The 23,773-nt window shown below is 38.7% G+C and carries 19 protein-coding genes; 11 read left to right on the top strand and 8 right to left on the bottom strand.

Going from position 1 to position 23,773, the window contains the following annotated elements:
- Nucleotides 1-11: 11 nt before the first annotated feature.
- From AC1RJ8_RS20900 to AC1RJ8_RS20875, 6 genes are all read right to left on the bottom strand, one after another.
- On the bottom strand, nt 12-866 hold the full coding sequence (locus AC1RJ8_RS20900; protein ID WP_492955474.1) for an ABC transporter permease: 855 nt from the start codon (nt 864-866) through the stop codon (nt 12-14).
- Nucleotides 859-2,046: a glycosyltransferase family 4 protein gene (locus tag AC1RJ8_RS20895; protein ID WP_492955473.1), complete on the bottom strand. Its 1,188-nt coding sequence runs from the start codon at nt 2,044-2,046 to the stop codon at nt 859-861. The genes AC1RJ8_RS20900 and AC1RJ8_RS20895 overlap by 8 nt, the downstream gene beginning before the upstream one ends.
- Nucleotides 2,036-3,823: an asparagine synthase (glutamine-hydrolyzing) gene (asnB, locus tag AC1RJ8_RS20890; RefSeq protein WP_492955472.1), complete on the bottom strand. Its 1,788-nt coding sequence runs from the start codon at nt 3,821-3,823 to the stop codon at nt 2,036-2,038. The genes AC1RJ8_RS20895 and asnB overlap by 11 nt, the downstream gene beginning before the upstream one ends.
- 160 nt (nt 3,824-3,983) lie before the next feature.
- Nucleotides 3,984-4,487: a UpxY family transcription antiterminator gene (locus AC1RJ8_RS20885; RefSeq protein ID WP_492955471.1), complete on the bottom strand. Its 504-nt coding sequence runs from the start codon at nt 4,485-4,487 to the stop codon at nt 3,984-3,986.
- 120 nt (nt 4,488-4,607) lie between these two features.
- Entirely contained in the window at nt 4,608-7,013 is a 2,406-nt protein-coding gene (locus AC1RJ8_RS20880) for a GumC family protein (protein ID WP_492955470.1), read from the bottom strand.
- Nucleotides 7,013-7,828 carry a polysaccharide biosynthesis/export family protein gene (locus tag AC1RJ8_RS20875; RefSeq protein ID WP_492955469.1) on the bottom strand — a complete coding sequence of 272 codons (816 nt, stop codon included), beginning with the start codon at nt 7,826-7,828 and terminating at the stop codon, nt 7,013-7,015. Before AC1RJ8_RS20875 ends, AC1RJ8_RS20880 begins: the two co-directional genes overlap by 1 nt.
- Nucleotides 7,829-8,200: 372 nt before the next feature.
- On the opposite strand from AC1RJ8_RS20875, the gene AC1RJ8_RS20870 reads away from it, so the two are divergent.
- From AC1RJ8_RS20870 to gap, 6 genes are all read left to right on the top strand, one after another.
- Nucleotides 8,201-8,578 (top strand): hypothetical protein, encoded by a 378-nt coding sequence (locus AC1RJ8_RS20870; protein WP_492955468.1) that lies wholly within the window; start codon nt 8,201-8,203, stop codon nt 8,576-8,578.
- Nucleotides 8,579-9,180: 602 nt separating this feature from the next.
- A complete protein-coding gene (locus AC1RJ8_RS20865; RefSeq protein WP_492962927.1) occupies nt 9,181-9,603 on the top strand; it encodes a hypothetical protein in 423 nt (140 codons plus the stop codon).
- A 351-nt stretch (nt 9,604-9,954) separates the two neighbouring features.
- Entirely contained in the window at nt 9,955-10,527 is a 573-nt protein-coding gene (locus tag AC1RJ8_RS20860; protein WP_492955466.1) for a hypothetical protein, read from the top strand.
- 664 nt (nt 10,528-11,191) lie between these two features.
- Nucleotides 11,192-11,932 carry a glycosyltransferase family 2 protein gene (locus AC1RJ8_RS20855; protein WP_492955465.1) on the top strand — a complete coding sequence of 247 codons (741 nt, stop codon included), beginning with the start codon at nt 11,192-11,194 and terminating at the stop codon, nt 11,930-11,932.
- Between the two features lie 179 nt (nt 11,933-12,111).
- Nucleotides 12,112-13,191 (top strand): MraY family glycosyltransferase, encoded by a 1,080-nt coding sequence (locus AC1RJ8_RS20850; RefSeq protein WP_492955464.1) that lies wholly within the window; start codon nt 12,112-12,114, stop codon nt 13,189-13,191.
- Between the two features lie 711 nt (nt 13,192-13,902).
- Nucleotides 13,903-14,898: a type I glyceraldehyde-3-phosphate dehydrogenase gene (gene gap / locus AC1RJ8_RS20845; RefSeq protein ID WP_492955463.1), complete on the top strand. Its 996-nt coding sequence runs from the start codon at nt 13,903-13,905 to the stop codon at nt 14,896-14,898.
- Here the strand turns inward: gap and AC1RJ8_RS20840 are convergent.
- Nucleotides 14,888-15,289 carry a DoxX family protein gene (locus AC1RJ8_RS20840; protein ID WP_492955462.1) on the bottom strand — a complete coding sequence of 134 codons (402 nt, stop codon included), beginning with the start codon at nt 15,287-15,289 and terminating at the stop codon, nt 14,888-14,890. The genes gap and AC1RJ8_RS20840 overlap by 11 nt on opposite strands.
- A gap of 396 nt (nt 15,290-15,685) precedes the next feature.
- On the opposite strand from AC1RJ8_RS20840, the gene AC1RJ8_RS20835 reads away from it, so the two are divergent.
- The 5 genes from AC1RJ8_RS20835 (at nt 15,686) to AC1RJ8_RS20815 (ending at nt 21,553) form a co-directional block, all read left to right on the top strand.
- Complete coding sequence (locus tag AC1RJ8_RS20835) at nt 15,686-16,936, top strand: paraquat-inducible protein A (protein WP_492955461.1); 1,251 nt, start codon at nt 15,686-15,688, stop codon at nt 16,934-16,936.
- A gap of 28 nt (nt 16,937-16,964) precedes the next feature.
- A complete protein-coding gene (locus tag AC1RJ8_RS20830) occupies nt 16,965-18,302 on the top strand; it encodes a paraquat-inducible protein A (RefSeq protein ID WP_492955460.1) in 1,338 nt (445 codons plus the stop codon).
- Nucleotides 18,303-18,674: 372 nt separating this feature from the next.
- The gene (locus AC1RJ8_RS20825) at nt 18,675-19,112 is read left to right on the top strand and encodes a GNAT family N-acetyltransferase (protein ID WP_492955459.1); all 438 of its coding nucleotides are present in this window, start codon (nt 18,675-18,677) and stop codon (nt 19,110-19,112) included.
- 6 nt (nt 19,113-19,118) lie between these two features.
- Nucleotides 19,119-20,312 (top strand): phosphoglycerate kinase, encoded by a 1,194-nt coding sequence (locus AC1RJ8_RS20820; protein ID WP_492955458.1) that lies wholly within the window; start codon nt 19,119-19,121, stop codon nt 20,310-20,312.
- Between the two features lie 266 nt (nt 20,313-20,578).
- Complete coding sequence (locus AC1RJ8_RS20815; RefSeq protein ID WP_492955457.1) at nt 20,579-21,553, top strand: 3-keto-disaccharide hydrolase; 975 nt, start codon at nt 20,579-20,581, stop codon at nt 21,551-21,553.
- A gap of 307 nt (nt 21,554-21,860) precedes the next feature.
- Here AC1RJ8_RS20815 and AC1RJ8_RS20810 read toward each other — a convergent pair whose 3' ends face one another.
- Nucleotides 21,861-23,432, bottom strand: coding sequence for a PepSY-associated TM helix domain-containing protein (locus tag AC1RJ8_RS20810; RefSeq protein WP_492955456.1), 1,572 nt, complete (start codon nt 23,430-23,432; stop codon nt 21,861-21,863).
- Nucleotides 23,433-23,773: the final 341 nt, after the last annotated feature.

Raw genomic sequence — 23,773 nt, 5'->3', positions numbered from 1 at the left:
CTTCTATCTTCTTACACCGTATCTACAAAATTCCGTTCTACCTTATTAAAAATAAATGTGCCTACCAGCAATAGCATTGCGGTAACTACGGCAGCATAACCCAAACTAAACCAGCTAAAACTTCCTTCGCCTAAAAAACCGTATCTGAAGGTTTCGATAATTGGCGTCATTGGGTTGTATTTAATAATCCAAGCATATTCCGGATATTTTTTAATTGCTTCGGATAAGGGATAAATTACCGTTGTGGCGTACATCAGCAACTGCACGCCAAAGCTGATCAGGAAAGCCAAATCTCTGTATTTGGTAGTCATGGCAGAGATAATCATTCCCGTACCCAAGCCCAATAAAGCCATTAACAGTACAATAAAAGGGAATAAGCCAATTGCCCAACTGACACTAAAATTAGCACCTAAAAAATAATAATAGGCCATTAAAATTAGAAATAAGAGCATTTGCACGCCAAAACGAACCAGATTGCTCACCACTATACTTAATGGCATAATTAACCGTGGAAAATACACTTTGCCAAAAATCCCTGCATTATCTCTAAACACAGATGATGTTTTGGTTAAACAATCTGCAAAATAGTTCCATGCGGTAATGCCAGCCATGTAAAATAGGGGTTTTGGTAAACCATCAGTTGATATGCCTGCAAGGTTGCCAAAAATAAAGGTAAAGATGATGGTGGTAAACAGGGGTTGAATAAAAAACCAGAGCGGCCCTAAAATGGTTTGTTTATAGAATGAAACAAAATCTCTCCTAACCAATAGTACCAACAAATCCCGATAGGCCCAAACTTCATGCAGTTTTAGGTCGAATAGGGATGATTTTGCCTCAATGGTCCATTGCTCTTCTTCCTTAACCATAGCTATTAAGTTTATTTATCTGCATGTTTTGATCCTTATTAGATTCTGTATGATTAATTGAGCCATTTAAAATTAAGCTCTTTACCGACTGAAGATAGTGTGTATATCCAAACGCCTCCATGCATTTTTCTTGAAGATTTTTTTTCTCACCCTCGGTTTGAGCATGCCTTAATAAATTGTAGATACTGCTTAGCATTTCTTGCCGATCATCAGGATCAACCAATACACCAAGCGCCCCGTTTTGAAGCGCATCTACACTGCCATCTTTATTGCCGGCAATTACCCTGAGGCCACTGGCCAGGGCTTCGATGAATACAATGCCGAAACCTTCTTTTTTACTGGGTAAAATAAAAAGATCAGACAATAAGAAATGTTCGGTAAGTTCAGCTTCATCAATAAAACCGATCATTCTGATATGATCTTGAAGTTGGTTCTTTGCAATTAAATCTTCTAGCCGTTTCTTTTCCACAGTATCCCATTTTCCACCCAATAGGTAAATCAGGTTTGGGTATTTCTCCAAGAGTTGTGGCAATAGTTCAATGGTGTGGTCGTATCCTTTGTACTTCTCTGAAGAAGATAAGCGGGACAGCGAAAATAGCACTAAGTTTTCGCGATTTAAATGGTAGCGATCCAATAAACGCTGTGGTTTTTCGAACTGGGCAGGCAGATAATAAAAGGGGTCAAGACAATTGTTTAATACTTCAATGTGATCTGCAGGAATGTGATGCATTTCCATAATTTTATCGGCAGTAAAATGACTTACACAAATAATCTTATCCAACTGGTTTAACATTTTGAGCTTGGAATCGGATAGCTTTTTCCAAATTTCTATACCATGTGCCAATAAATAGATTCTTTTATGGGGATGTATTTTTTTGATGAAATAGACAATGTTGATCAAATGGATATGGCTTAACAAAATTACGTCTGCTTTTAATCCGCTTAAAAAAGATTGAATCACAAAGCGTTCTTTGTTTCCATTAAAACCTCGAAACTGGTGTTTGCTCAAGTACCTGGAATCGCGGTCGGTATTTTTATCATACATGGAATATACTGTCGATTGAACAAGCTCTTCCTCGCTTAAATCGTATAACACACGGGATAAACTTCTGCAAACCTTTTCAATGCCACCAGTAAAACTAAAAGTTTTAAGGGTTAAAAATAAAACCTTAATCGGCATGATATATTCTGTATAAGGCTAGGGCAGAACTCCAGTGCAATTTGTTTTCTCCAAAGTTTTTTATGAGCGATTTTGCACGTTTATTTGCATATCGTGATGGATCGGCAATATCGCAGCTTTTTCTCATCCATTCCTGAAATGGAAAAGTAAAACCCATTTTCCGTCTTTTCCAGGTTTCTACAGGCAGATCTTCTTTGTATGCTTCGACCAAGAGTTTTTTTTTCTGTTCGTAATTAAACTTTATGTCTGTTGAGATGGAAAGAACCAGATCGACAAAATTACGGTCTAGAAACGGAACCCTTACTTCAACACCATGACTCATGCTCATAAAATCGGTATCCTTTAACAACTGATTTTGCATGTACATGTTAAATTCAAACCAGCTCGCTCTTGTTTCGTTACTGGTTTTTTTTATCCCGGGGTGAAGCGGGATATCTTCCAGGCAATTGATAACCGTTTTCATATCGATTTCTAATAGTTCTGCAATTACATCAGGCGAGTAAACGCCCCGGAGGCAGAGGTATTCGCCAATGGGTGAGTTTAAGCTAAGGTAATATAGCCGTTTAAATTTGGTGTTGTTGGAGAAACGCATGCTCCGTAAAACGCTTTTACTCAGCCAATTTAGGTTTTGTATTTTATGGATCCGATCAAAAGAGGGGTATCCTCCAAAAAGCTCATCGGCACCTAAACCCGATAGTAACACTTTTATACCTTGCTCTTTTGCTGTTTTACACACAAACCAGGTATTAATACCATCATTTGTAGGTTGATCCATATCAGCTAAAACGGTTTCGAAATTCTGTGCGAAATCGCGATAAGTAATAAGCTGTTCAATTTTTTGAATATTTATTTTTTGAAGCAGGCTATTCCGCTGTTTTTTTTCGGAAAAATCTATTTCATTAAAATTGGCAGAAATACTGGATAACCGTTTGTTATTATATTGATTGGCCAGTATCGTAATGATGCTCGAATCGAGGCCACCACTGAATAGTACACCTATATCAACATCAGAAATCATCTGCTGTTTGATAGAATGGCTAAGTTGTTCGCGGATTCTTTCTATAGCGTAGCTTTCATTGTTAATGTAAGATGTGCTTTCAAACTCATGGTACGATTGAATAAGATGTTCAGCGCTTCTGATGTTATATTTCAGAAAGCAGCCTTTGCCCAGGCTACATACATTTTTAAGTGTAGTATAAGGTTCGGGGATATGGCCAAATGCAAGATAGTAGATTCGCCAATTATCATTTTCCTGATAGATATCAGCATGTTTGAATGCCTTTACTTCTGATGCAAAAGTTAAAGTTTGGTTAGCAAAATGATAATAAAGCGGTTTTATTCCGTTTTGATCCCGGACCAGGTACACACATTGTTCCCGTTTATCAAAAATGCAGCATGCAAAAATGCCATCTAGTTTTTCGAAAGCTTTTTCTCGCCAATGCTGATAGGCGTAAAGGATTACCTCTGTATCTGTTTGTGTTTTAAAAATATAGCCTAAATTAATTAATTCAGTCCTAATCTGCTTATAATTATAAATTTCACCATTATAAGTGATCACAAGGTCTTCTTTATGGCTTACCATCGGTTGATGTCCATTTGAACTCAAATCTAAAATAGCCAGCCTGCGGTTACCTAAACATAGGGGCGCTTTTTCAGCAGCATAAATACCATGATCATCTGGCCCGCCATGTTGCATACTATCGCACATGGCTTTAACCTGTTGATTAACCTTTTCGAAAGAATTCTTGCTATTGATAATGCCTGCTATGCGACACATTGTTATTTATTGAGCAAAATTTGGACTATTTATTCTGCACCGGATACAGCTTCGCCCCCTCAGTCACATCTTATTTTCAAAATGAACTGATTATTTTTTTATATATCTTGCTGAGCCCTCTCTCAAATCTCCCATCTCAGGTCTCAAATCTCACGACTCCCTAAAGTGGTTCTACAAATGCTATCGATGTATTAATATTAATCGAATAACCCATATTTTGTAAACGTAAAATAATACGCTGTTTGTTCTGCACTGATACCAATTCGGCAATTATGCCTTTAAAAGGTCCGGCTTTAATCAATACGCTTTCACCTGGTTTAATGTCATAATCAATGAGTTCCAGATCGGCATCTGTAGCGAGCAAGAGCTTAAGGTCATGGATTTGTTGATCAGGAATAGAAGCGATTTGGCTGGAGAAATAAATAAATTTGGCAACACCATTGGTCATCAAAACTTCTGCATATTCTCTGGCCGAAATATACGCAAATAGATAAGATTTAATCAAGGGCTCTTCGACGATTTTTTTACGGTCGCTCCATTGCTTAACGGCCTTTTTAAGAGGTAAATAAGTTTGGATTCCTTTCCTGTTCAATTCTTCATTCGCCTTTTTTTCTGCTCTCGAACGTGTATAAACCGGATACCACCTGTAATTTTGATCTATCATTTAGTTAATAGTATAAGCTGGGTAACTGCTTTCCATTCATTAATTATAACAACTAGCTGCTTTCAATAATTAATCAATTAACACCTGTTTATTTCTGCTCTATTCATTGCCGTTTCCCATCTATTTTTTCTTCCAAAATTCCCACCAACTCCTTTCATTATCATAATAACCACTTTTTCCGTAGCCGGTATAATTAGAGTAATAATAAGTTCCGGTATTACCATGGGCATAATTGGTGGTGTAAATATTTGCATGCAGTTTCTCATCCCCAAAAGAGTTTAATATGATGGCAATATTGTTAAGGCCGTATTCTTTTGACAAACGATCAGGAATGGTTGCTGCCCTGAACTTAGAAACGCCCGAGCGAATAATAAAAAGATTGATATCGGCCTTTCTAATGAGCGGTATCGAATCCGATACCAAACCTACGGGCGCAGTATCAACGATAATATATTCATACTTTTCCCTAAGTTTTTCGATGAGCGTTTCCATTGCTTTATTATGCAGCAGCTCTGAAGGGTTTGGCGGAACCGGACCCGAAGTGATATAATCAATCCCGTGTTTCTCATCTGAAAAGATAATTTCGGTTAAATCAGCCTGTTTTGATAAATAATTACTCAAACCAAGGTGGTTGTCAGAACCAAAGGCATGATGCAATTTGGATTTTCGTAAATCTGCCGCAATAAGAATTACTTTTTTATCAATAATTGATAATGTTCCGGCCAGGTTTAAGCTTACAAATGATTTGCCTTCGCCAGAAACTTCAGAAGTAATACAGATTACTTTGTTTGGCTGGTCACTGGCCATAAAGCTCAGGTTGGTACGAACAGATCTAACTGATTCTGCAAATATGGATTTTGGCTTTTCTATTGATAAAACACTTTCTCCAAGCTCAACTTTTTTAGGATATTTTAGAATTACACCAATTATCGGGGTTGTGGTTAATCCTTCGATGGTTTCTATGTCGTAAAGGTAAGGGTTTAATATCCTTACAAGTAAAATTAATCCAAGGCCCGAAAACAGTCCCATAAATAAATACGAAGAGTATATTTTTTTTGGAATAGGGGAGATTGGATAAAATGAAGGCTGTGCTGCGCTAATAATTGTAGCACCTGAAATTACTGCTGCCGAGCTGATCTGTGCCGACAATTTCCGCTCAAACAGCATTGAAAACATGCGTTGATTAATATCGAAGTTACTTTGCAGTTTGGCAAAATCATTTTGTTTGGCTGGGATGCTGCCAAGTGCCTGGTTCGCCTGGCTAATTTGCCCGTTAATATAACTGATGGTTTTTTGATTTCGCTCATGCAATAAGCGGATATTGGTCACAATGGCTTGTTTTACCTCGTTAATCTGCCGGTTAATATCCTTGATCGGTTGGGCATCGGCGTTGAAATTCTGTAATTTGTTCTCCCTGTTTATGATCAGGCCGTTAAGCTGGGTAATTAAACCAGTTAATAATGTGCTATTTGTGCCTTCGAGATTTAGATTAAGCTGAATCCGCTCTTTATTGTTTTTTACCTGTGTTTCTAACTGTTGAATGCCCAGTTCCTGTAATTGCAATTCTGCAATCTGATTTTGTAAATTAATAAGCTTCGAATTTCCAAGCTGACGGTCGCTGGCCGGATCGATTAATTTATTATCGCTTTGAAAACTCGAAAGCTTGTTGCCCGATTTGCTTACCTGTGCATCTAAAAATGCAATCTGGCTATCCAGGTAATCGATGGTTTGTTTGGCCGATCTTTTCTTTAGCTGGGCATCATTTTTTACATATTGTTTAATGATTTCATTAAGTATGTCAGCCGAAAAAACAGGGTTGCTATCAGTATGGGTTACACCCATGATATTGGTGTTTTTTTCCTGTTCAAATACATTCAGTCCACCAACAGCGCGTCCATATAAATCTCTTGCACCATTAAATTTAAAACTATAATTACCTGCCTGCGGAATCTCAGTTTTAACTGTAAAAACCATATTCCCTAAATTGATGGCCTGGCCATAGTTATATTTTTTTACGGTTTTGTTATTGTCGTCGCTACTTGATAGTTCAAATGTGCGGTTATCAACAGGCTTAACTGAGTAGGTTGACCTACTGAAATTAACAGAATCCTGCGTTAAAATATCAATTAAAAAAGGTTTTTTCGGATAAAGCTCAGTCACCCTTACCCTTCCCTCTAAATAGTAACTTATTTTATAATCAAGATTTTTTATTGCATTTAAGATTACATCTTCCGAACGCATGATAATACCTTCGGTTTGAATCTGGTTTTGGTTAAAAGGACGGTAGTTTACAGGCGAAGTTGGCAAAGCCGACATTTGCTGTTGCTGGTCGCTATCTAGTTTTAATGATGCTGAAGTAATATAAATAGGCGTGATGCTTCTAACGTAAAGCCAAGCCATAACAAAACTAATCAATACAGTTCCTGCAACCCAATACCACCTACTTAAAAAAATTAAGGCTATTTTCCAGTAGTTTATGGTTTGGCTGGCTAATTTTTTGCTTTCGGTTGATGTCGTATTCTCCATTAGCGTGTAAGGGTAAAGATTAATACAGCTAAATTAACTACAACAAGCAGTGGCTGCACGATGTTGTTTACGCTTGTTAGTTTTTCGGTCAGCGCCGAGCTCTTGGTTTGTTGAAGTACAATAATGTCATTGTTCTGAAGAATCAGCTTTTTACTGGCCAAGCTGTTAATATCGTTTAAGTTAACGTAGATAATTTCTGGATGGCTCCGATCCCCACGGATAATTTTAAGGGTTTTAGGATCTGCACTTTTGTTAATGCCGCCTGCCTCGCCAATAATGTCAATCAGTGTAGTATTTTCCCGCTCAAGCAAAAAATTGCCCTGCCTACTAAATTCGCCAAGTAGAGTAACTTTTAAATTTACTACACTCAACTCAATAATTGGATCGCGCAACAATTGCTTTGCATATAAATCCTGTATTTTAATGGCAGCATCCCTTCTGCTCAGTCCCACTACCTCAACTTTTCCGATAGCCGGTAAATTTACTTTACCATCCAGATCGACCAGATAAGATAAGGTACCATTGATACTGCCAGCTACTACATTTTGGTTACCACTTGGGTTGCTAGAAGAAGCTGAAGCGCCAAACTCTTTGTTTTGCACATTTCGGATGGCCAATTGATCATTAACCTTTATTTTGTAGTAAGCATCACTAATGCCCTGATCGTTTACTACATATACCTGTTTAATGGTGTCGGTAACAATATCGCTTGGTGCATTAAACAAGCTATGTTCCTTTCGGGCAGCACAACCTAAAAAAATTGAGCAAATGAATAAAATACAGACAGATTTTAATATTGCTTTTGTTGGGATCATAATTTGGATGAGGAAATAGGTTTGTGCAATGGCTTACACGCAAGATATAGTTAAAGATGATTAAAATATGGGTTAAAGATGCTTAAAAAAAAATAAACTGAAAAGTAAGATTTACTTATTGTCTTTTAAGGAGGCGATGAATAAGGTATAGTTTTATTGTCCATTATTATCAATGTTATTAGTTAATACCTAATTAACAACGTTTTTTAACGCCATTTGTTTAAAATCGGCAAACAATAAAAAATGGAGTTAGTTTTTTACGCATTATTTTTGCATTGATAAATATCAACAATATTGTTTGTTGTTGTAGTTTTACTACTACGATTTTAACTAGGTTTGTGATGATTTTAAAATTATGTCTCTATCCCTATTATGAAAAAAATACTGGTGCTTTTTGCATCTATTTTATGCCTTGTCTCTTCTACAACAGCAAGAGACCAAACTGGTTGCATAAAATATTATGGGCCAGGTTTTGATGCAGTTTATTATCCTACACCTTTAGGTGGAACGGGAACGTTTGGTCCAAATTATGGCGGAACCCCTGTCAGTTTACCTTTTGGGTGCTGGCCCACCGAGCCAGCAAGTACTTTAACAAGAGAATGTACTATAGGCACTGTTTATGGTGGATTATTACTGCAGAACCACATTCAATGTCCTATTGATACCTATTTACCTTTTTTTGTTTTACTCGCAAGCTGTTTAGGAGCAGGTTTTGTAAGAAACAGAATGTTACTTGGTTTGATTGGTTAGCTTATACCCCTTATTTATTTTTTGCGTTTAATTAAAATAATTTAAACGACCGGAAAATACGCGTCTTATACTCGTGGTCGAGATTTTTTAAATTTTTACTGTGCTTCTGGAGAATCAATTACTACCAACGCGGCGGTGCAATTTTCTTTTTTGTTTGTATTATCCCTACCTATACAGAATATAATTACGCTGTAGATTGTCAGATAGACGGTTACGCTTGGTCCTTAATGTTCTCAATGAGATTACTTGGCGTATATTCATTCGAAACAGAAAACATTTATTCAATGATGCCGATATCTACTGGTTGCTCCAGTAAAAATTTCTTAATTCATTCTAATTCTGCCTAGCTTTTTTGCTAAATCAGGTACATTTGTGTAAAAACCTCCTCCATGGTCGATGGCTCACCGATTACAACATAATACCTCCATTTGAATAATTTTTTATTAAAAAAATCTTTTCATTACTTATTAATAAGTATATGGATAGTTTAATTTGTATGATTAAATAGATTTGTTAGTATTATTAACTTTATTTTGTTTATGTTTGTAGTACGGAATCATCCAGCGTCGTCCCCATCTATGTTATTTAAAGCTAAGAATTTAGTGCTTTTCATTTTTGTACTATCGTCCTTTTCGGCTATTGCGCAGACTAATCCAGCAGGATGTATAATTGTATTCCCTTATGGGGCGGTTGCTTCATTCCCGAACGTTTACACAACGCTTACAAGTTATTCGGTACCTACAACAGAGAGTGCTGATATTCAGGGGCTTCCTGTTTATGATGGTTTGGGTGCTAGTGTAGCTGTCAGTTACTCCTGTTACAGAGATCCGATACCCAATTCAACAAGACAATGTGTTGTAAGGGGTACTTCTACTCAATGGTATGGGGGGGTGTTAGCTCAAAACTTTTATCAGTGCCCCATAGATGATTATATACCCTATATGATATTGGCTCTGGCCGCCTTAGGCTTTTTTGTAATCAGAAAACAAGCGGTATGTTGGGCAAGTAATTATAGCTTGTCTTAAATCGTTTTTAACCAATATTGAACTTGTCTTATTCATTTTGTTCATGACAATTGTCAAGGATTTCTGATTATTTTTCAAGCGAATTCTTACTTTTTCTTTGTTTTAGTGCTTCCTGGGGCCATTTTTGACTAATTATAGCGTGGAATGAGCGTGTCATATTCATTCCATTGGTAGTTTAATTATACTTTTTTGGTTAATTTTGTAATATTAATCTTACGATTATTGGAGTTTTGTGTTTGGTTTATATCATCACTTATCTCCAAACTTTAGTTGTCTATTATTATAAAAAATGTCGCAGAACATCTCAAATGGTGGGAGTTACGTATGTGCACCCATTAGTACCAAACAATAATGTCGAAATATCTCTCTTTAACCGTCTTGTCTACAGTTTTGTTTTTCTTATTTATGTCACCATCATTTTGTCAAGTCACTGGGCGGGGCTGCAATCTGGGAAGTTCTGTAGCAACGCAATTTTTAGGAACTGCTATTTACAATAGTGACCCTAGTCAATCTGTTCGCATTTATCAAGCCAATGCTCCTATTGTACCCATAATTACAGGTAATGGCTACAGCGGATATAGATGTGGCTATATAAATGTATATCCAGCAGGTACCAGATATGTATCTGCTACAAATTCTACCGTATCCTATAACGCAGCAAATGAAATTACTGCAACCTACAGTACAAGGTGTGCAACTGCCACTTCTTATTCTCCAAACTTTATTAGCGGCAGCGGAAATGAAGGAACTGAGGTCGATTATAGGTATAACGATCCCGCATATTATTCCGATGCAGATCCAAGTTATCCCTGTGCCAGCCAGCCAAATAATTTACCCATTGATGATTACATGCCATTTATCATATGCTCTTCTGGAGTTTTTGGTTTCATCATAATTCGTAAAAAAATATCAATTCATATATAGTACTATAAGCAATTACTCTTGTTGTTTTTTGTCGTCGGTAACATACAGTATTGAACAAAAGGAACAACGAATCCCCAATGAAAGCTGACTAATTTTATATCGAATCAGTATCGATATGAAATGAAGGGGCGCTTACTAGCTATTATATTCTTGTTTTTCTTAAATACTGTTGGTGCACTTGCTCAGGGATCAGCTACTGGTTGTTTAGTCCCATCTACAAATGTCGTTTACCAAACTAAGGAAAATGCTTTGGTGAATGATATTTTGAAGCTACTGTTAGGAGGGAATGATTCTTATCTTTATACATCTGGAGCTGCTTTAAGTAGCAATTACTGCTCCTGGACACCTACACCTACTGGATCTTTCAATTGTGGGGTATGTACAAATTATACATTTTTTTTAGGTCTTGTAAATGGGTGTCAATCTGGAGCGATGCTTCAGGGATATGTTGGCACATATACCATGGTAGAATGCAACCTCGACGACTACTCCTGGACCCTTGGCGCCGCCGCAGGTCTCTTCGGTGTGTTCATAATCAGAAGAAGAAATAAACCATAAATCATCTTTGTTAACTCGAATAGGGGACCATTCGGTATATGTAAAGCTATTCTTTATCTTTACCACATTTTCAGCTTAAAAAAGCCGAAAACCCCGTTTGGTAACCATGAAGATATCCCTTATTACTGTCGTTTACAATGGTGAAGCATTTTTACAGGAATGCTTTAATTCTGTAATGGCGCAAACTTATCCTGATGTAGAATACCTGGTGATTGACGGGGGATCGACAGACCGAACGTTGAATATTATTCAGGAGAACCAATCTGCGATTGATTATTTTGTTTCAGAAAAAGATAAAGGTTTATACGATGCCATTAATAAAGGGATCCAGAGGGCAACAGGAGAGGTGATCGGAATCTTAAATGCAGATGATCTGTTTGCCAGTCCTGATGTATTGGCCTCAGTTGCCAAAACCTTTATCGATCAGCCGAAGATAGATGGACTTTATGGCGACCTCAATTATATCCATGCCACAACATTTAAAACGATCAGGACCTGGAAATCACGGCAAAACACTTTTCAGGATCTTAAAAAAGGCTGGATGCCCGCTCACCCTACACTGTATTTGAAAAGATCTTTGTTTGAAAAAAACGGCGATTATGCCTTAGATCTGGGTACTGCTGCCGATTACGAATTAATACTACGTTACTTTTATACCCATAAAATAGAAGCGGTTTACCTGCCCATCTTAATGGTGAATATGCGTATGGGAGGGGTAAGTAACCAATCTGTGATGAGCAGGGTCTCTGCCTTTGTTAATGATTATAAAGCTTTAAAAAGGAATAAGATGCCCTTGCCTTTTTGGGTATTGTTGCAGAAAAAGTTAAGCAAAATCAGTCAGTTTTAGTGTTAATAAACAGCACTTTAGCACTTGTTTGTTGCTTGGCGGTTTAAGGTTTAGAGCTTTTTTTTGTCTGTTTAGTATGACGTAAATTGATTATTTTGATATATGTCATGTCAAACATTTTATAGCTCAATTTTGTTTAGCTAAGTATAGTTATATTTGCTTGCAAGTCCCTATAAGTTTTGCTAAAAGATATTCTGAATACCAGCCCTGACTATTTCTCTATAGCCATATTTATTTTGGCTTTTTCAATCGTAATTATCAGTATTCCAAGTATAATCTATACTTCGTTAAAATATGGCCTTTTTGATAAGAATGACCTTTACCGTAAAAACCATAAACGCAATATTTCACGTTTAGGTGGTTTGGCCATTGTAGGTAGTTTTACCGTATGTATCTTGCTTTTTTCGGCCATTATTAATTTTAAAGAGGCTAATTTTTTAATCGCATCGTGCATTATCCTTGCGGCACTTGGTTTAAAAGACGATGTTTATGGAACCAATACCAGTACAAAATTTGTTCTGCAGATCGTAGTAGCCTTTATCCTGGTTTTTTTTGGTGCCTTTCGTTTAACAAGTTTGTACGGTGTATTGGGTATAGCAGATATGCCGCCCTTATGGGGAAGCCTTTTTTCGATTGCATTAATTATTTTCCTGAATAATGCATTCAATTTAATAGATGGCATTGACGGATTGGCAGGTGGAATCGGCATTTTAACAAGCTTGGCTTTCGGTATTTTGTTTTCTTTGATGGGACAAATACCGTATGCATTTATAGCCTTTGCCCTTGCGGGTGCGATCGCAGGCTTTTTAAAATACAATTGGTTTCCTGCTAAAATATTTATGGGCGATACAGGCGCACTGATCATCGGGCTTATTTCTGCTGCCCTGGCCATTAAGTTTATAGAACTCAATAAGTTTACAGGTGAAAATAAACCTGCTTTTTATTCTGCGCCAGCAATAGCAGTAGCCATACTGATTGTACCCATTTTCGACTCATTAAGAGTTTTTACCATCCGTATTTTAAAAGGAAGTTCTCCGTTTAAGGGAGACCGGAACCACATCCACCACCGTTTAGAGCAGTTAGGGTTTAAGCCCAGCTGGATCGTAATTTCTACTGCGGGGTTTAATCTGGCTACAATAGCGGCCACCATTTTCCTTCAGCGTCTTGGAAATTTTGTATTGATTTTGCTCATTATCGGTCTCTGCATCGTATTTAATTGCTTGCTCACCTTAAGCCTGCTTAAAAAGAGAGGCAGGTAATAAGTATTCATAGCTGTACAGGCTTTGCGCTCCAAAAAAAGAACCTGATTATAAAAACAGGTAATTTTGCGCTCCAGAAAATTAAATTTTACTTTTTTAGTAAAGCACGTATAATGCGTATCGGTTTGGGCAGTCCTTTTTTCCGTTCCTATCTTTTTGTGGAGGTTAGCAGGATGTTGTTGTTGCTGCAACAAAAAGGATAGCCGCTACAATAAGGTTTATTTAACCAGGGTCTGTAGCACAAAACCATGGGCAGCTTTGTATCGGTTTCCTTGCAGATTAGAAGTAACCAGCCCCGGTCGCAGCGGCATCCCCGGAGCGCAGCATAGGGATATAGCGAAGAACGGGAACAAACATTAATAGCTGTATAGGCTTTGCGCTCCTAAAAAAGAACCCTATTATTTAAAAAAGTAGGAGACTTTGCACGCTTAAAGTTAATTTTACTTTTTTAGTAAAGCATTGTAGGCTTACGGTTGCTGCGATCTTTCTTTTCCCTTCTATCTTTTGTGGTGCCAAGCAGAATATTTAATAATAGGATAGATGCTGAAATAAATTCAACATGGCGATTGCCTTAAAAAAAGAAGCAAAATTGACTTTTTAAGAAAAAGGATAACCGCTACAATAAGGTTTCATCATCCCTTTTCCATCTTATATAATGAGGTCTTTGCTTTGATAAATAAATACTAATTTTGCGCTCTAATTTTTATAATAATGAGGCTGGCAATAAATGGTTTTGGTAGAATAGGAAGAACATTTTTACGCTTAGCATTGGCTGAGGGGTTTGAAGTAGTGGCCATTAACGACCTGGCAGATGCCAAAACGATGGCTCATCTATTTAAGTACGATACTGTTCATGGTGTTTTTGCAGGTAGTGTTTCTGCAAAACCTGATGCATTGGTCATCAATCAGCTTTCTATTCCGGTTTTTGCTATCAAGGATGCCGATGAATTGCCTTGGTCGGCACTTAGGGTGGATCTGGTTATCGATTGTACAGGTAAAAATTTAACCAAGTCATTGGCCGAAAAACACATTACATCAGGCGCAAAACAGGTGCTCATCTCAGCCCCGGCGGCAGATGATATTCCGATGGTCGTATTGGGTGTAAACGACCATCAGATCGATCTAAAGAGCACAGTACTATCAAATGCCAGTTGTACAACGAATAATATTGCTCCGATGATTAAGATTTTGAACGATAACTGGGGGGTAGAAGAAGGTTATATTACGACCATCCATTCGATGACAGGCGATCAGAATCTGCACGATGCGAACCATAAGGACCTGCGCCGTGCAAGGGCAGCTTCATCTTCCATTATTCCAACTACAACAGGAGCAGCAAAAGCCATTACCCATATTTTTCCTGAACTGGATGGCCGTTTAGGTGGGGCAGGAATCAGGGTTCCGGTTTTAAACGGATCGTTAACCGATTTTACCTGTTTGCTAAAGAAGAAGACAAGTATTGAAGAAATTAATGCAGCTTTTAAATACGCTGCACAAAACGAATTGAAAGGTCTTATAGAGTATACTGAAGATCCAATTGTATCAGTCGATATTATTGACAATCCACATTCCTGTATTTTCGATTCGCTATTAACCTCTATCGTTGGCGATCTGGTTAAAGTAGTGGGCTGGTACGATAACGAATTTGGTTACAGCAGCCGTTTGATCGATGTGGTGAAAAAAATAGACATGCTTGCTAAAGGCTGATTTTAGATTTTTGTGTAGATTTTAATGCCCAATAAACCAATACTGGTTGAAAAAATAAGCGTAAAAAACGTTTACTATCAGTATTAAGGCCGAAGGCGCTGCGTTTATGAGTGTACTGTGAAATATTCCCAGGGAATACGCCAACAAATAATCCTGCGGATACCTTACCTACTAAATCTTCATATTTTTTGGGCGCTAGCACTAAGGCCGCGCCCAATGCAATTTCGACAAAACCCGAATATACTACTGTATCATCTTTTTTTAAAGGAACCCAATCTGGTACCTGCGCCTGGAAAGGTTTACGCGCAAAAGTCAGATGACCGATTCCGGCAGTAATCAAACCTACGCCCAACAATATCCTGGCAGTTTTTTTTATATTTTCCTCTTTCATAATATTTCGGATCAGATCAAAATGAGATATATCATTTAACAAGCGATCAGTAAATCTGTTTGAATTAATTTAGCTCATGAAATTTACCTAACTGGGCGGATGTTTAAATACAGGGATTCTAATATGAAATGATTTAATACAGCCTTCAAACAACTGCTGGGCTATATTTTCACCTTTCAAAAACTTTTTTTGTGTGTTGTTGGTTTTATCTGCCAATATTAGGCCTGATATTCCGATCGGTAAGCGCATATTAAAGCGCTGCTATTGGTTTGGGCAGGGGAAACAGATAAAAATTGATATAAACCGCGTAAACCGATAGGCTTGGAAACACATAAAAAAAATACAGGGCGTCGAAAGTCCCTGCTGCCCAAATTTCTGCTCGTCCTCTCCCTTTCCATGCTCCTGGGCACGGAGGCTTATTTCGGATTTAGGCTGCACGAGCTTTCTGATCAGCAGGAGCGCATTAAGGAAGATTATGCTGATATCAACAACATTACCTATGGGCTGTTTTCGGTGCAGCAATGGAAGAACAATGTATCCAGGATTGTGCATCACCAGGTCCGCAACCTGAAGATGACCAGAAAACAAAAAAAAATATTACAAACAGAAGTAGAGCAGGTGCTGCTTGCGCTCATTAATAAGGCAGAAGCCTTAGTGAATAAGCCAAAAAAGACTTTAAGCGGAAAGATCCAGAAATTTGCGATCCGTAATTTTGTGAACGCTGATAGCATACGGGCGCAGGTGCCCGGTTTTGCCAGGAAAATTATAGCCGAGGTGGATAATCCTAAGAACAAGAGGCAATTAAGTAAAATGGCCATGGGCGAGTTTAACGAATTGGCCAACGAGGAAAAGCTCGACAGTGCCTTCGTTGCAAACGGCGCTTCTGTAAAGGCGATGTACCGTAAATACCAGGTATCCTCTACCGTGCTGCTGAATAAAAAGCTCAGTGCCTCACTCGCCGATATCCGCACAAAAACTTATGGCTATTCCTTTGGTATGCTCGCCTGCGTAGTGGTTGTTCTTGGTTTTTGGTGGGGGCTCCGCAAACGCAGAGATCTTCATATTACACTTTTTGTAATGTCGCTGCTGTTTGCGTTCATTCTCCTTTTCGTAGGCCTTACCGCCTCGATGATCGAGGTGGATGCCCGGATCCGTTCGCTCGATTTTGTGCTGCTTGGCGAGCATGTGGTTTTTAAAGATCAGGTGCTGTTTTTTCAGAGTAAAAGTATTATGGATGTAGTGAGGGTGCTTATTAGCCAGCCCGGAATTGATTCTATCCTGGTAGGGGTGCTGATATTGGTATTTAGCATCCTTTTCCCGGTAGTTAAACTGAGCTCAACAGGGGTGCATCTTTTGGGCAGTAAACGTTTGGCTGAAAATGGGATTGTTAAGTACTTCGCTTTCCAATCGGGCAAGTGGAGTATGGCCGATGTAATTGTAATCGCTATCCTAATGGCTTACATCGGACTAAACGGCCTGCTCGAAGGTCAGCTCCAGGCACTCAATATCAAAAACGATTCACTTACCATCTTAACCACCAATAATACGGCATTGCAGCCCGGATACATCATATTCATCAGTTTTGTACTTTATGGCCTCATTCTTTCTACAATATTGAAGTTTATTACCCCACATGATGCTCACTAACCCGTTTTCTAAAGCTGACTGATTTATTATGGCAACAACACATACCCCTAAAAATATCCACACAAAAAAGAACTGGGTTGCACCACTTGCACTGATCGTTGGCCTCAGCATCCTTTTGCTGGGCGAGGCCTATTTTGGCTACCGCTTCCATTCACTTTCTTACGAACAGAAACGGATCAAAGAAGATTACAGCTTGTCGAACAATATTACTTTTGGAATATTCTCGGTTGACCGGTGGGGAGAAAAAATTTCGGCAGTTGTTGACAGAAGGGTAAAAGGATTCAACTTAACTGCAAAGCAGAAAAAAGACATGCGCAAGGAGGTTGAAAAAGAGCTGCATGGATTGGTAAACAAGGCAGTTTCAGAGATTACCAAGCCTCAGAAAACCCTTGGCGGTAAACTGAAAAAATTGGCCTTTAACAGTTTTGTTGATGTTGATGAGCTTCATGCCCAGGTTCCTTCTTTTGCGAAAACTATTGTGTCTAAAATTACCAGTCCAACAAGCCTGAAAAGGCTTAAAAATGTAGCAACGAGTAAGTTAGATGAGCTGGAAAATCAGACCTACGACAGTACCGATACCACCATTACCACTGTAGAGCAGAATATCTACCATAAGTATCATGTTGCTAATGCAACCGCGTATGACCGTTTAGTAAACTCAAGGCTTGCACAGATCAAAAAAGAGACTTATCAATGTGGGTTGGGGATGCTGGGCTGCGTAGCTATTGCACTCATATTATGGCTTTTTTTAAGAAAATCGGTACAGTTGCATGTACCACTATTTATCATGTCGCTGTTGTTTGCGGTGATTTTGCTTACTGTTGGCGTTACCTCGCCGATTATAGAAGTTGATGCGCGCATCCAGTCACTCGAATTTGGTCTTTTAGGCGATAAAATTGCTTTTAGTAATCAAGTGCTTTTTTTCCAGAGCAAAAGCATACTGGGAATTATAGGGACATTAATTGAGCAGCCTAAACCCGATGCCGTACTCGTTGGTGCATTGTTGCTCTTATTTGTTGTGATATTGCCGCTGCTCCGTATTGTGGCAAGAGGAGTACACGTATCCTGCGGACATCTTTTCGGTAGCCAGAAAGTACTGCGGTTTATGGCATTCGATCTCGGCAAATGGGATATGGCTGATGTAATGGTAGTGGGTATCGCAATGACCTATATCGGCCTAAACGGAATACTTAAAAGCCAGCTCTCCGGCTTAAATATCAAAAACGATACGCTAACTACTGTTACGGCCAACAATTCGGCACTGCAACTTGGATTCTTTGTGTTTGTAGCTTATGTGGCCTATGCAAAGGTGCTTTCTTTTATAGTTAAGCGTATTGATGAGAGAAATGGTTCATGTGAGCAATAGAACAGGAAATATGCTGCATTAATAAAAATATTTCTTTTTTAGGAGCGCAGGGCCCGTACCGTTATTAAAGTTTGCTCCCGTTCTTCGCTATATCCCTGCGCTGCGCTCTGGGGATGCCGCTACGCCCAGGGCTAAACACCTTGGTACTGCAAGAAAATACAAAACGCCTAATTTCTTTCTTTCAAGTATAAAGATAGAACAGCCGTTATTTTCAACTTATTTTTGATACCTGCCCAGTGAGTATCTAAAATGTTAAAAATTCTGGCCGATATTATTATCGGGTTTCAATTGCTTTATTAACTTTGCAAACGTTTGCAGCGCATCCAATAGCAATGTCTTCACACCAGATGTAAGCTAGCTGATACTAAAAATATGGTCAAATTTATTCTTCCAGAAGAAGTACTGCCTTTAAGAAGCCTGGTTTTGCGCAACGGCAAACCATTCGAAGCATGCATTTTTGAAGGCGATCTGGCCTACGATACCTTTCATCTTGGTTTTTTAAAAGACGGGGAAATAAAATCAATTGCGACCTTTATGCGGAACGATTTTTTTCCGGAAGAAGGGGAGGGCTATCAGCTTAGGGGCATGGCCACTCATCCCGATGCCGTTGGAAATGGTTATGGTGCTGCACTGGTTACTTTTGCCATTGAATACCTAAAAGAATATAAAACCGATTATTTATGGTGTAATGCCCGTTCAACGGCGGCCGCTTTTTACAAGAAAATCGGCTTCACTACCGAATCGCCGGAGTTCGATATCCCTGGCATCGGTTTCCATTACGAAATGAAATTAAACTTAAATCAAAAATAATTAAACATGAATACAATTGACCAGTTTGACTTTAAAGATAAAAAAGCATTAATCAGGGTAGATTTTAATGTGCCTTTAGATGATGAATTTAAAATTACAGACGATAAAAGAATCAGGGCGGCTTTGCCAACCATTTCTAAAATCTTAAAAGATGGTGGTGCGGTTATTTTAATGTCTCACTTAGGCCGCCCGAAAGATGGCCCAATTGATAAATTTTCTTTAAAACATATCCTATCAGATCTGTCTGCCCTTGTTGGTGTTGAAGTTAAGTTTGCTGATGATTGTATTGGTGAAAGTGCCGTAAAGCAGGCAGCCGATTTAAAACCGGGTGAAGTTTTATTGTTAGAAAATCTTCGTTTTTACAAAGAAGAAGAAAAAGGTGATGTTGCCTTTGCAGAGAAATTATCAAAATTAGGCGATGTTTATGTAAATGATGCCTTTGGTACTGCTCACCGTGCACATGCTTCAACTTCAATTATTGCCCAGTTTTTTCCAGATGCAAAATACTTTGGCTATTTAATGGCCTCAGAAGTAGAAAATGCAGAGAAAATATTAAACCATGCAGAAAGACCTTTTACTGCAATTATGGGTGGTGCTAAGGTATCAGATAAAATTCTTTTGATCGAGAAATTGCTGGATAAGGTAGACAACCTGATTATTGGCGGCGGTATGGCCTATACCTTCGCTAAAGCACAAGGTGGCGAAATTGGTACCTCATTATTAGAAGCCGATAAACAAGCACTTTCTTTAGAGTTGATCGAAAAAGCAAAAGCGAAGGGTGTAAACCTGATTTTACCAGTAGATACGGTAATTGCTGATAAATTTGCAAACGATGCAGATAAAAAAGATGTAGACTCTGGTCAGATTCCTGCAGATTGGATGGGACTGGATATCGGGCCAAAATCGGTTGCCTTGTTTCAGGATGTGATAAAAAAATCTAAAACCTTGTTATGGAACGGCCCGATGGGGGTTTTCGAAATGGAAAGTTTCCAGGTAGGAACTAAAGCTGTTGCAGAAGCAGTTGTAGCTGCAACCAGAGATAACGGTGCATTCTCTTTAATTGGTGGTGGCGACTCTGCTGCGGCAATTGCAAAATTCGGTATGGAGGATGAAGTAAGTTATGTTTCTACCGGTGGTGGTGCTTTACTCGAATATATGGAAGGTAAAGAATTGCCAGGTGTTAAAGCCATTAATGGATAAAACATCAATCTTAACATAAACGAGGCCCTTGCAGATCAACTTGCAAGGGCCTTTGCTTTTAGATGATTTTCAACTCACGCTGTTTTGTACATGGGTTAGCACACGTGTTTATTAAGACTTATTGTTATAACGGTACAGTGGTCGTGTAACGATGCTGTGCAGGAGTGAAGCACTACTTGTGCTTAAAACAAATAAATCATACCTTACTGGTAATTTGCCTTGGCCTGTAATTTATTGGTTTTGGGTATAAAACATCAAATTATAATATGAGAAAAAAAATCTTTTTGTTTAGTATAAGCTGTCTGCTGCTTGCAGGTCTGTATCAAAAAACATTGGCTGCAACAGTAGCGGTATCTGATAACATTCAACTGGATGTTGAGCCTGCTGCGCTGATCGGCCGATGGGACATTACCGTTGATGTAAACGGGAAACCGGCACCTGCCTGGCTGGAAGTAAAACTATCGGGTTATAAAACTTTAGTGGGCTACTTTGTATCTACTGCCGGTAGCGCGCGTCCGGTATCGGAAGTAAAGTTTGATAATGGAAAGTTTAGGTTCGAAATCCCGCCACAATGGGAAAGCGGCACCTCGAATCTGGTTATCGATGGTACGGTTGCCGATGCAAGGCTCCAGGGGACAATGACAAATTGCGACGGTAAACAATATAGCTGGAAAGGTATTAAGGCCCCTTACCTGAAAAGGGCTGTTGCGCCGGTATGGGGTAAACCTGTTAATTTGTTTAACGGCAAAGATCTATCTGGATGGAAAGCTAGTGGAAAAAACCAATGGATCGTGAAAAACGGTGTTTTAACCAGTCCGAAAGCAGGTTCAAATCTTATTACCGAACAGAAGTATAATGATTTTAAGCTCCACGTTGAATTTAAATACACCAAAGGGGGAAACAGTGGGGTATATTTAAGAGGCCGTTACGAGGTTCAGATTGAAGATAGTAAAAAAGATGCTCATCCTAACAGTGTACTCTTCGGTGGTATTTATGGATTTTTAACCGCTAATGAAATGGTTACGCTCGGCCCCGATGAATGGCAAACTTACGATATTACCCTTGTTGGCCGTTTAGTAACCGTGGTAGCCAATGGTAAAACCATCATCAGTAACCAGGAAATTCCGGGCATTACCGGAGGAGCATTGGATAGTAATGAGGGAGAGCCCGGACCTATTTATCTTCAGGGAGATCACGAACCGATCGAATACCGGAAAATTGTAATTACACCGGCGAAATAAGTATCTCTAATAAAGGAGGCTGTATCACAATATAGAAATTGTTATCCTATCCAAAGGACTAGATAAACCTGTTGAAGGGACTGTTTAAATGTTTCACAAAACGTTTCGAGAAGCTCAACATGATAAGTTCGAATGGATCACTGGTTGTAATACAGCCTCCTATTGGTTATGTTAAATGCCCGGGCCTTGTAGAAGTATTCACTGTTTAAAAAGGTTTATACATGAAAATCAAACGATTCTTAATCTGGTTATTTTTATTGAGCCTATCAGTGAAAAGCGTAAAAGATATCTTTTAGAAGCGTTCATGCTAGAAAATTGCTAAACCGGTATTAAGCAATACCATATAAACGACCAAATAACATACTAAAAAAGCTGATGATAGTGCAAAATACCTGGTTACCCTATGACTTCCCCTTTTAAAAGGCAGCAGAAAAAGGATATTGAATGTTTCGGATAACAATGCGCATATAAAATTCAAGCAGACCATTACGCAGCTAAACGCCACTACGAAAATGGCCGGCTGGATAATTATTCCTGAAGGAAGGCCATAGAGTGCACCCATCATAAAACTGATCAACAGAATAACAATGGCATATTTAAAGCCCGATTTAAACTGGATCAGGAAATATCTGCCCAGTTTTGGTAGTGGTATTTCGATTTTTGCCGGCTTTGGTTCTTTTTCAACCGTCGGAATTCCCAATGCCTCATCCAAGGTTGCTTCATCTGTTTTTTGTTTTTTGCCTCTCTTTTGTTTCTTATAGCGTGGCCACCAGATAATGAATCCGGTAATGAAAAGCGCAAGCGGCATTAAGCCGGCAATAATGGCAATAATTTGTGTAGGCCTGCCGCCAAAACTCCCATAATGGATTGGTGTTAGCCAACTGAGGTAAGCATTACCTACATTAGGAAAATCTTGGTGGCTGTTCAGTAGTACTTTACCTGTATACTGATCAACAATGAGCATTTCCCTCTTTCCTACTTTAGGCAGGTTTCCGCTTAGCATATCTAAACGGTAAGTACCGGTTTTATCAGCCGGAAAAGCGATTCCTCCAATATGGGCATTGGGCATTTTTTGTTTGGCCGCTGCTGTAATGGCCTCAAGCGGCAGTGGCACGGCCTGCGCATGCCAGGCCGATTTAGCACCTAATAATTGGGCTACGCCTTGCGGCGATTTTCCGCTTAATAAAAAAAGGAAAGGGATTACCAGGGTAGAAAAAGTAATGGAAAAACCCGTGAGGCTTAGTATCGCCACAATAGGTGACGAGTAAAAACCCAGCGAATTGTGCCAATCGTAATTCTGGCGTTTAAATGAGCCACTAAACCTTACGCTAAGCGCCGATTTTAGCTGTTTCCATTTCTTTGGGATCCATAAACGCAAACCCGAAATGGTTAAAATCAAAAGACACAGAGATGCCAAGCCACAAATGTAACGGCCGGCAACTGGAATCAGCAATGTTCGGTGCAGTTCCGTAACCACATGGATAAAAGAACTGGTATGGATTCTTTTACCACTTGTAAGCCCGGTATATGGGTTGATAAATGTTTCTTCCTCACTTTTTAAGTTCATCACGCTATATGCTTCATTGGGGTTTTTGAAGTTATTCAGCATGAGGTAGTCGATTTTTAACCCGGGGTAGTTCTTTTTAATGATTGGCACAATTTCCTCAACAGACGTTTTCTTCTTTTGTGCAATAACCTCAAACAAATCAGGATTTAACGCCCTGTCAATTTCGTCCTGAAAAACCAAAATACTTCCCGTTACACCAATAAAAGCAACAATTGCACCTGCAATTATGCCAACATAAAGATGCCACTTGCCAAACCATCTTTTTTGGTGTTTTGCCCAGTTTATACTTTTAGGTTTGTGTTCTGACTTCATTTTAGCGCATCTATGCTTTAGTTCCTGTTAAAAATAGTTTGTCTTACAAAGAAATCGTTTTAATCGCTCCAATCCAAATTATTCTTAATCAGTCTAAATAATAAATGCGCTTTATGCAAATCAATTTTACAATGCCTAAAATAGCAGTCGCCGCTAAATAAAAAAGACAATATTAAGGATGGATTATTAATTAAAGCGTTTTGTTAAGGCAATTTTCTCCTTGCTTCTTGCTACTTTCAAATAAGATGTCTTCTAAAATTGGGCGGATCACCCACCAATTAATCACTGTAAATGAGCGTTTTTTATCAAATTATAGAAATCTGATTAAAAAATGGGCCAGG

The organism is Pedobacter sp. GW822-FHT03F06 (assembly GCF_058801365.1).
The sequence above is the reverse complement of the archived record's forward strand: the minus strand, read 5'-3'. Positions and strand labels throughout refer to the sequence as shown.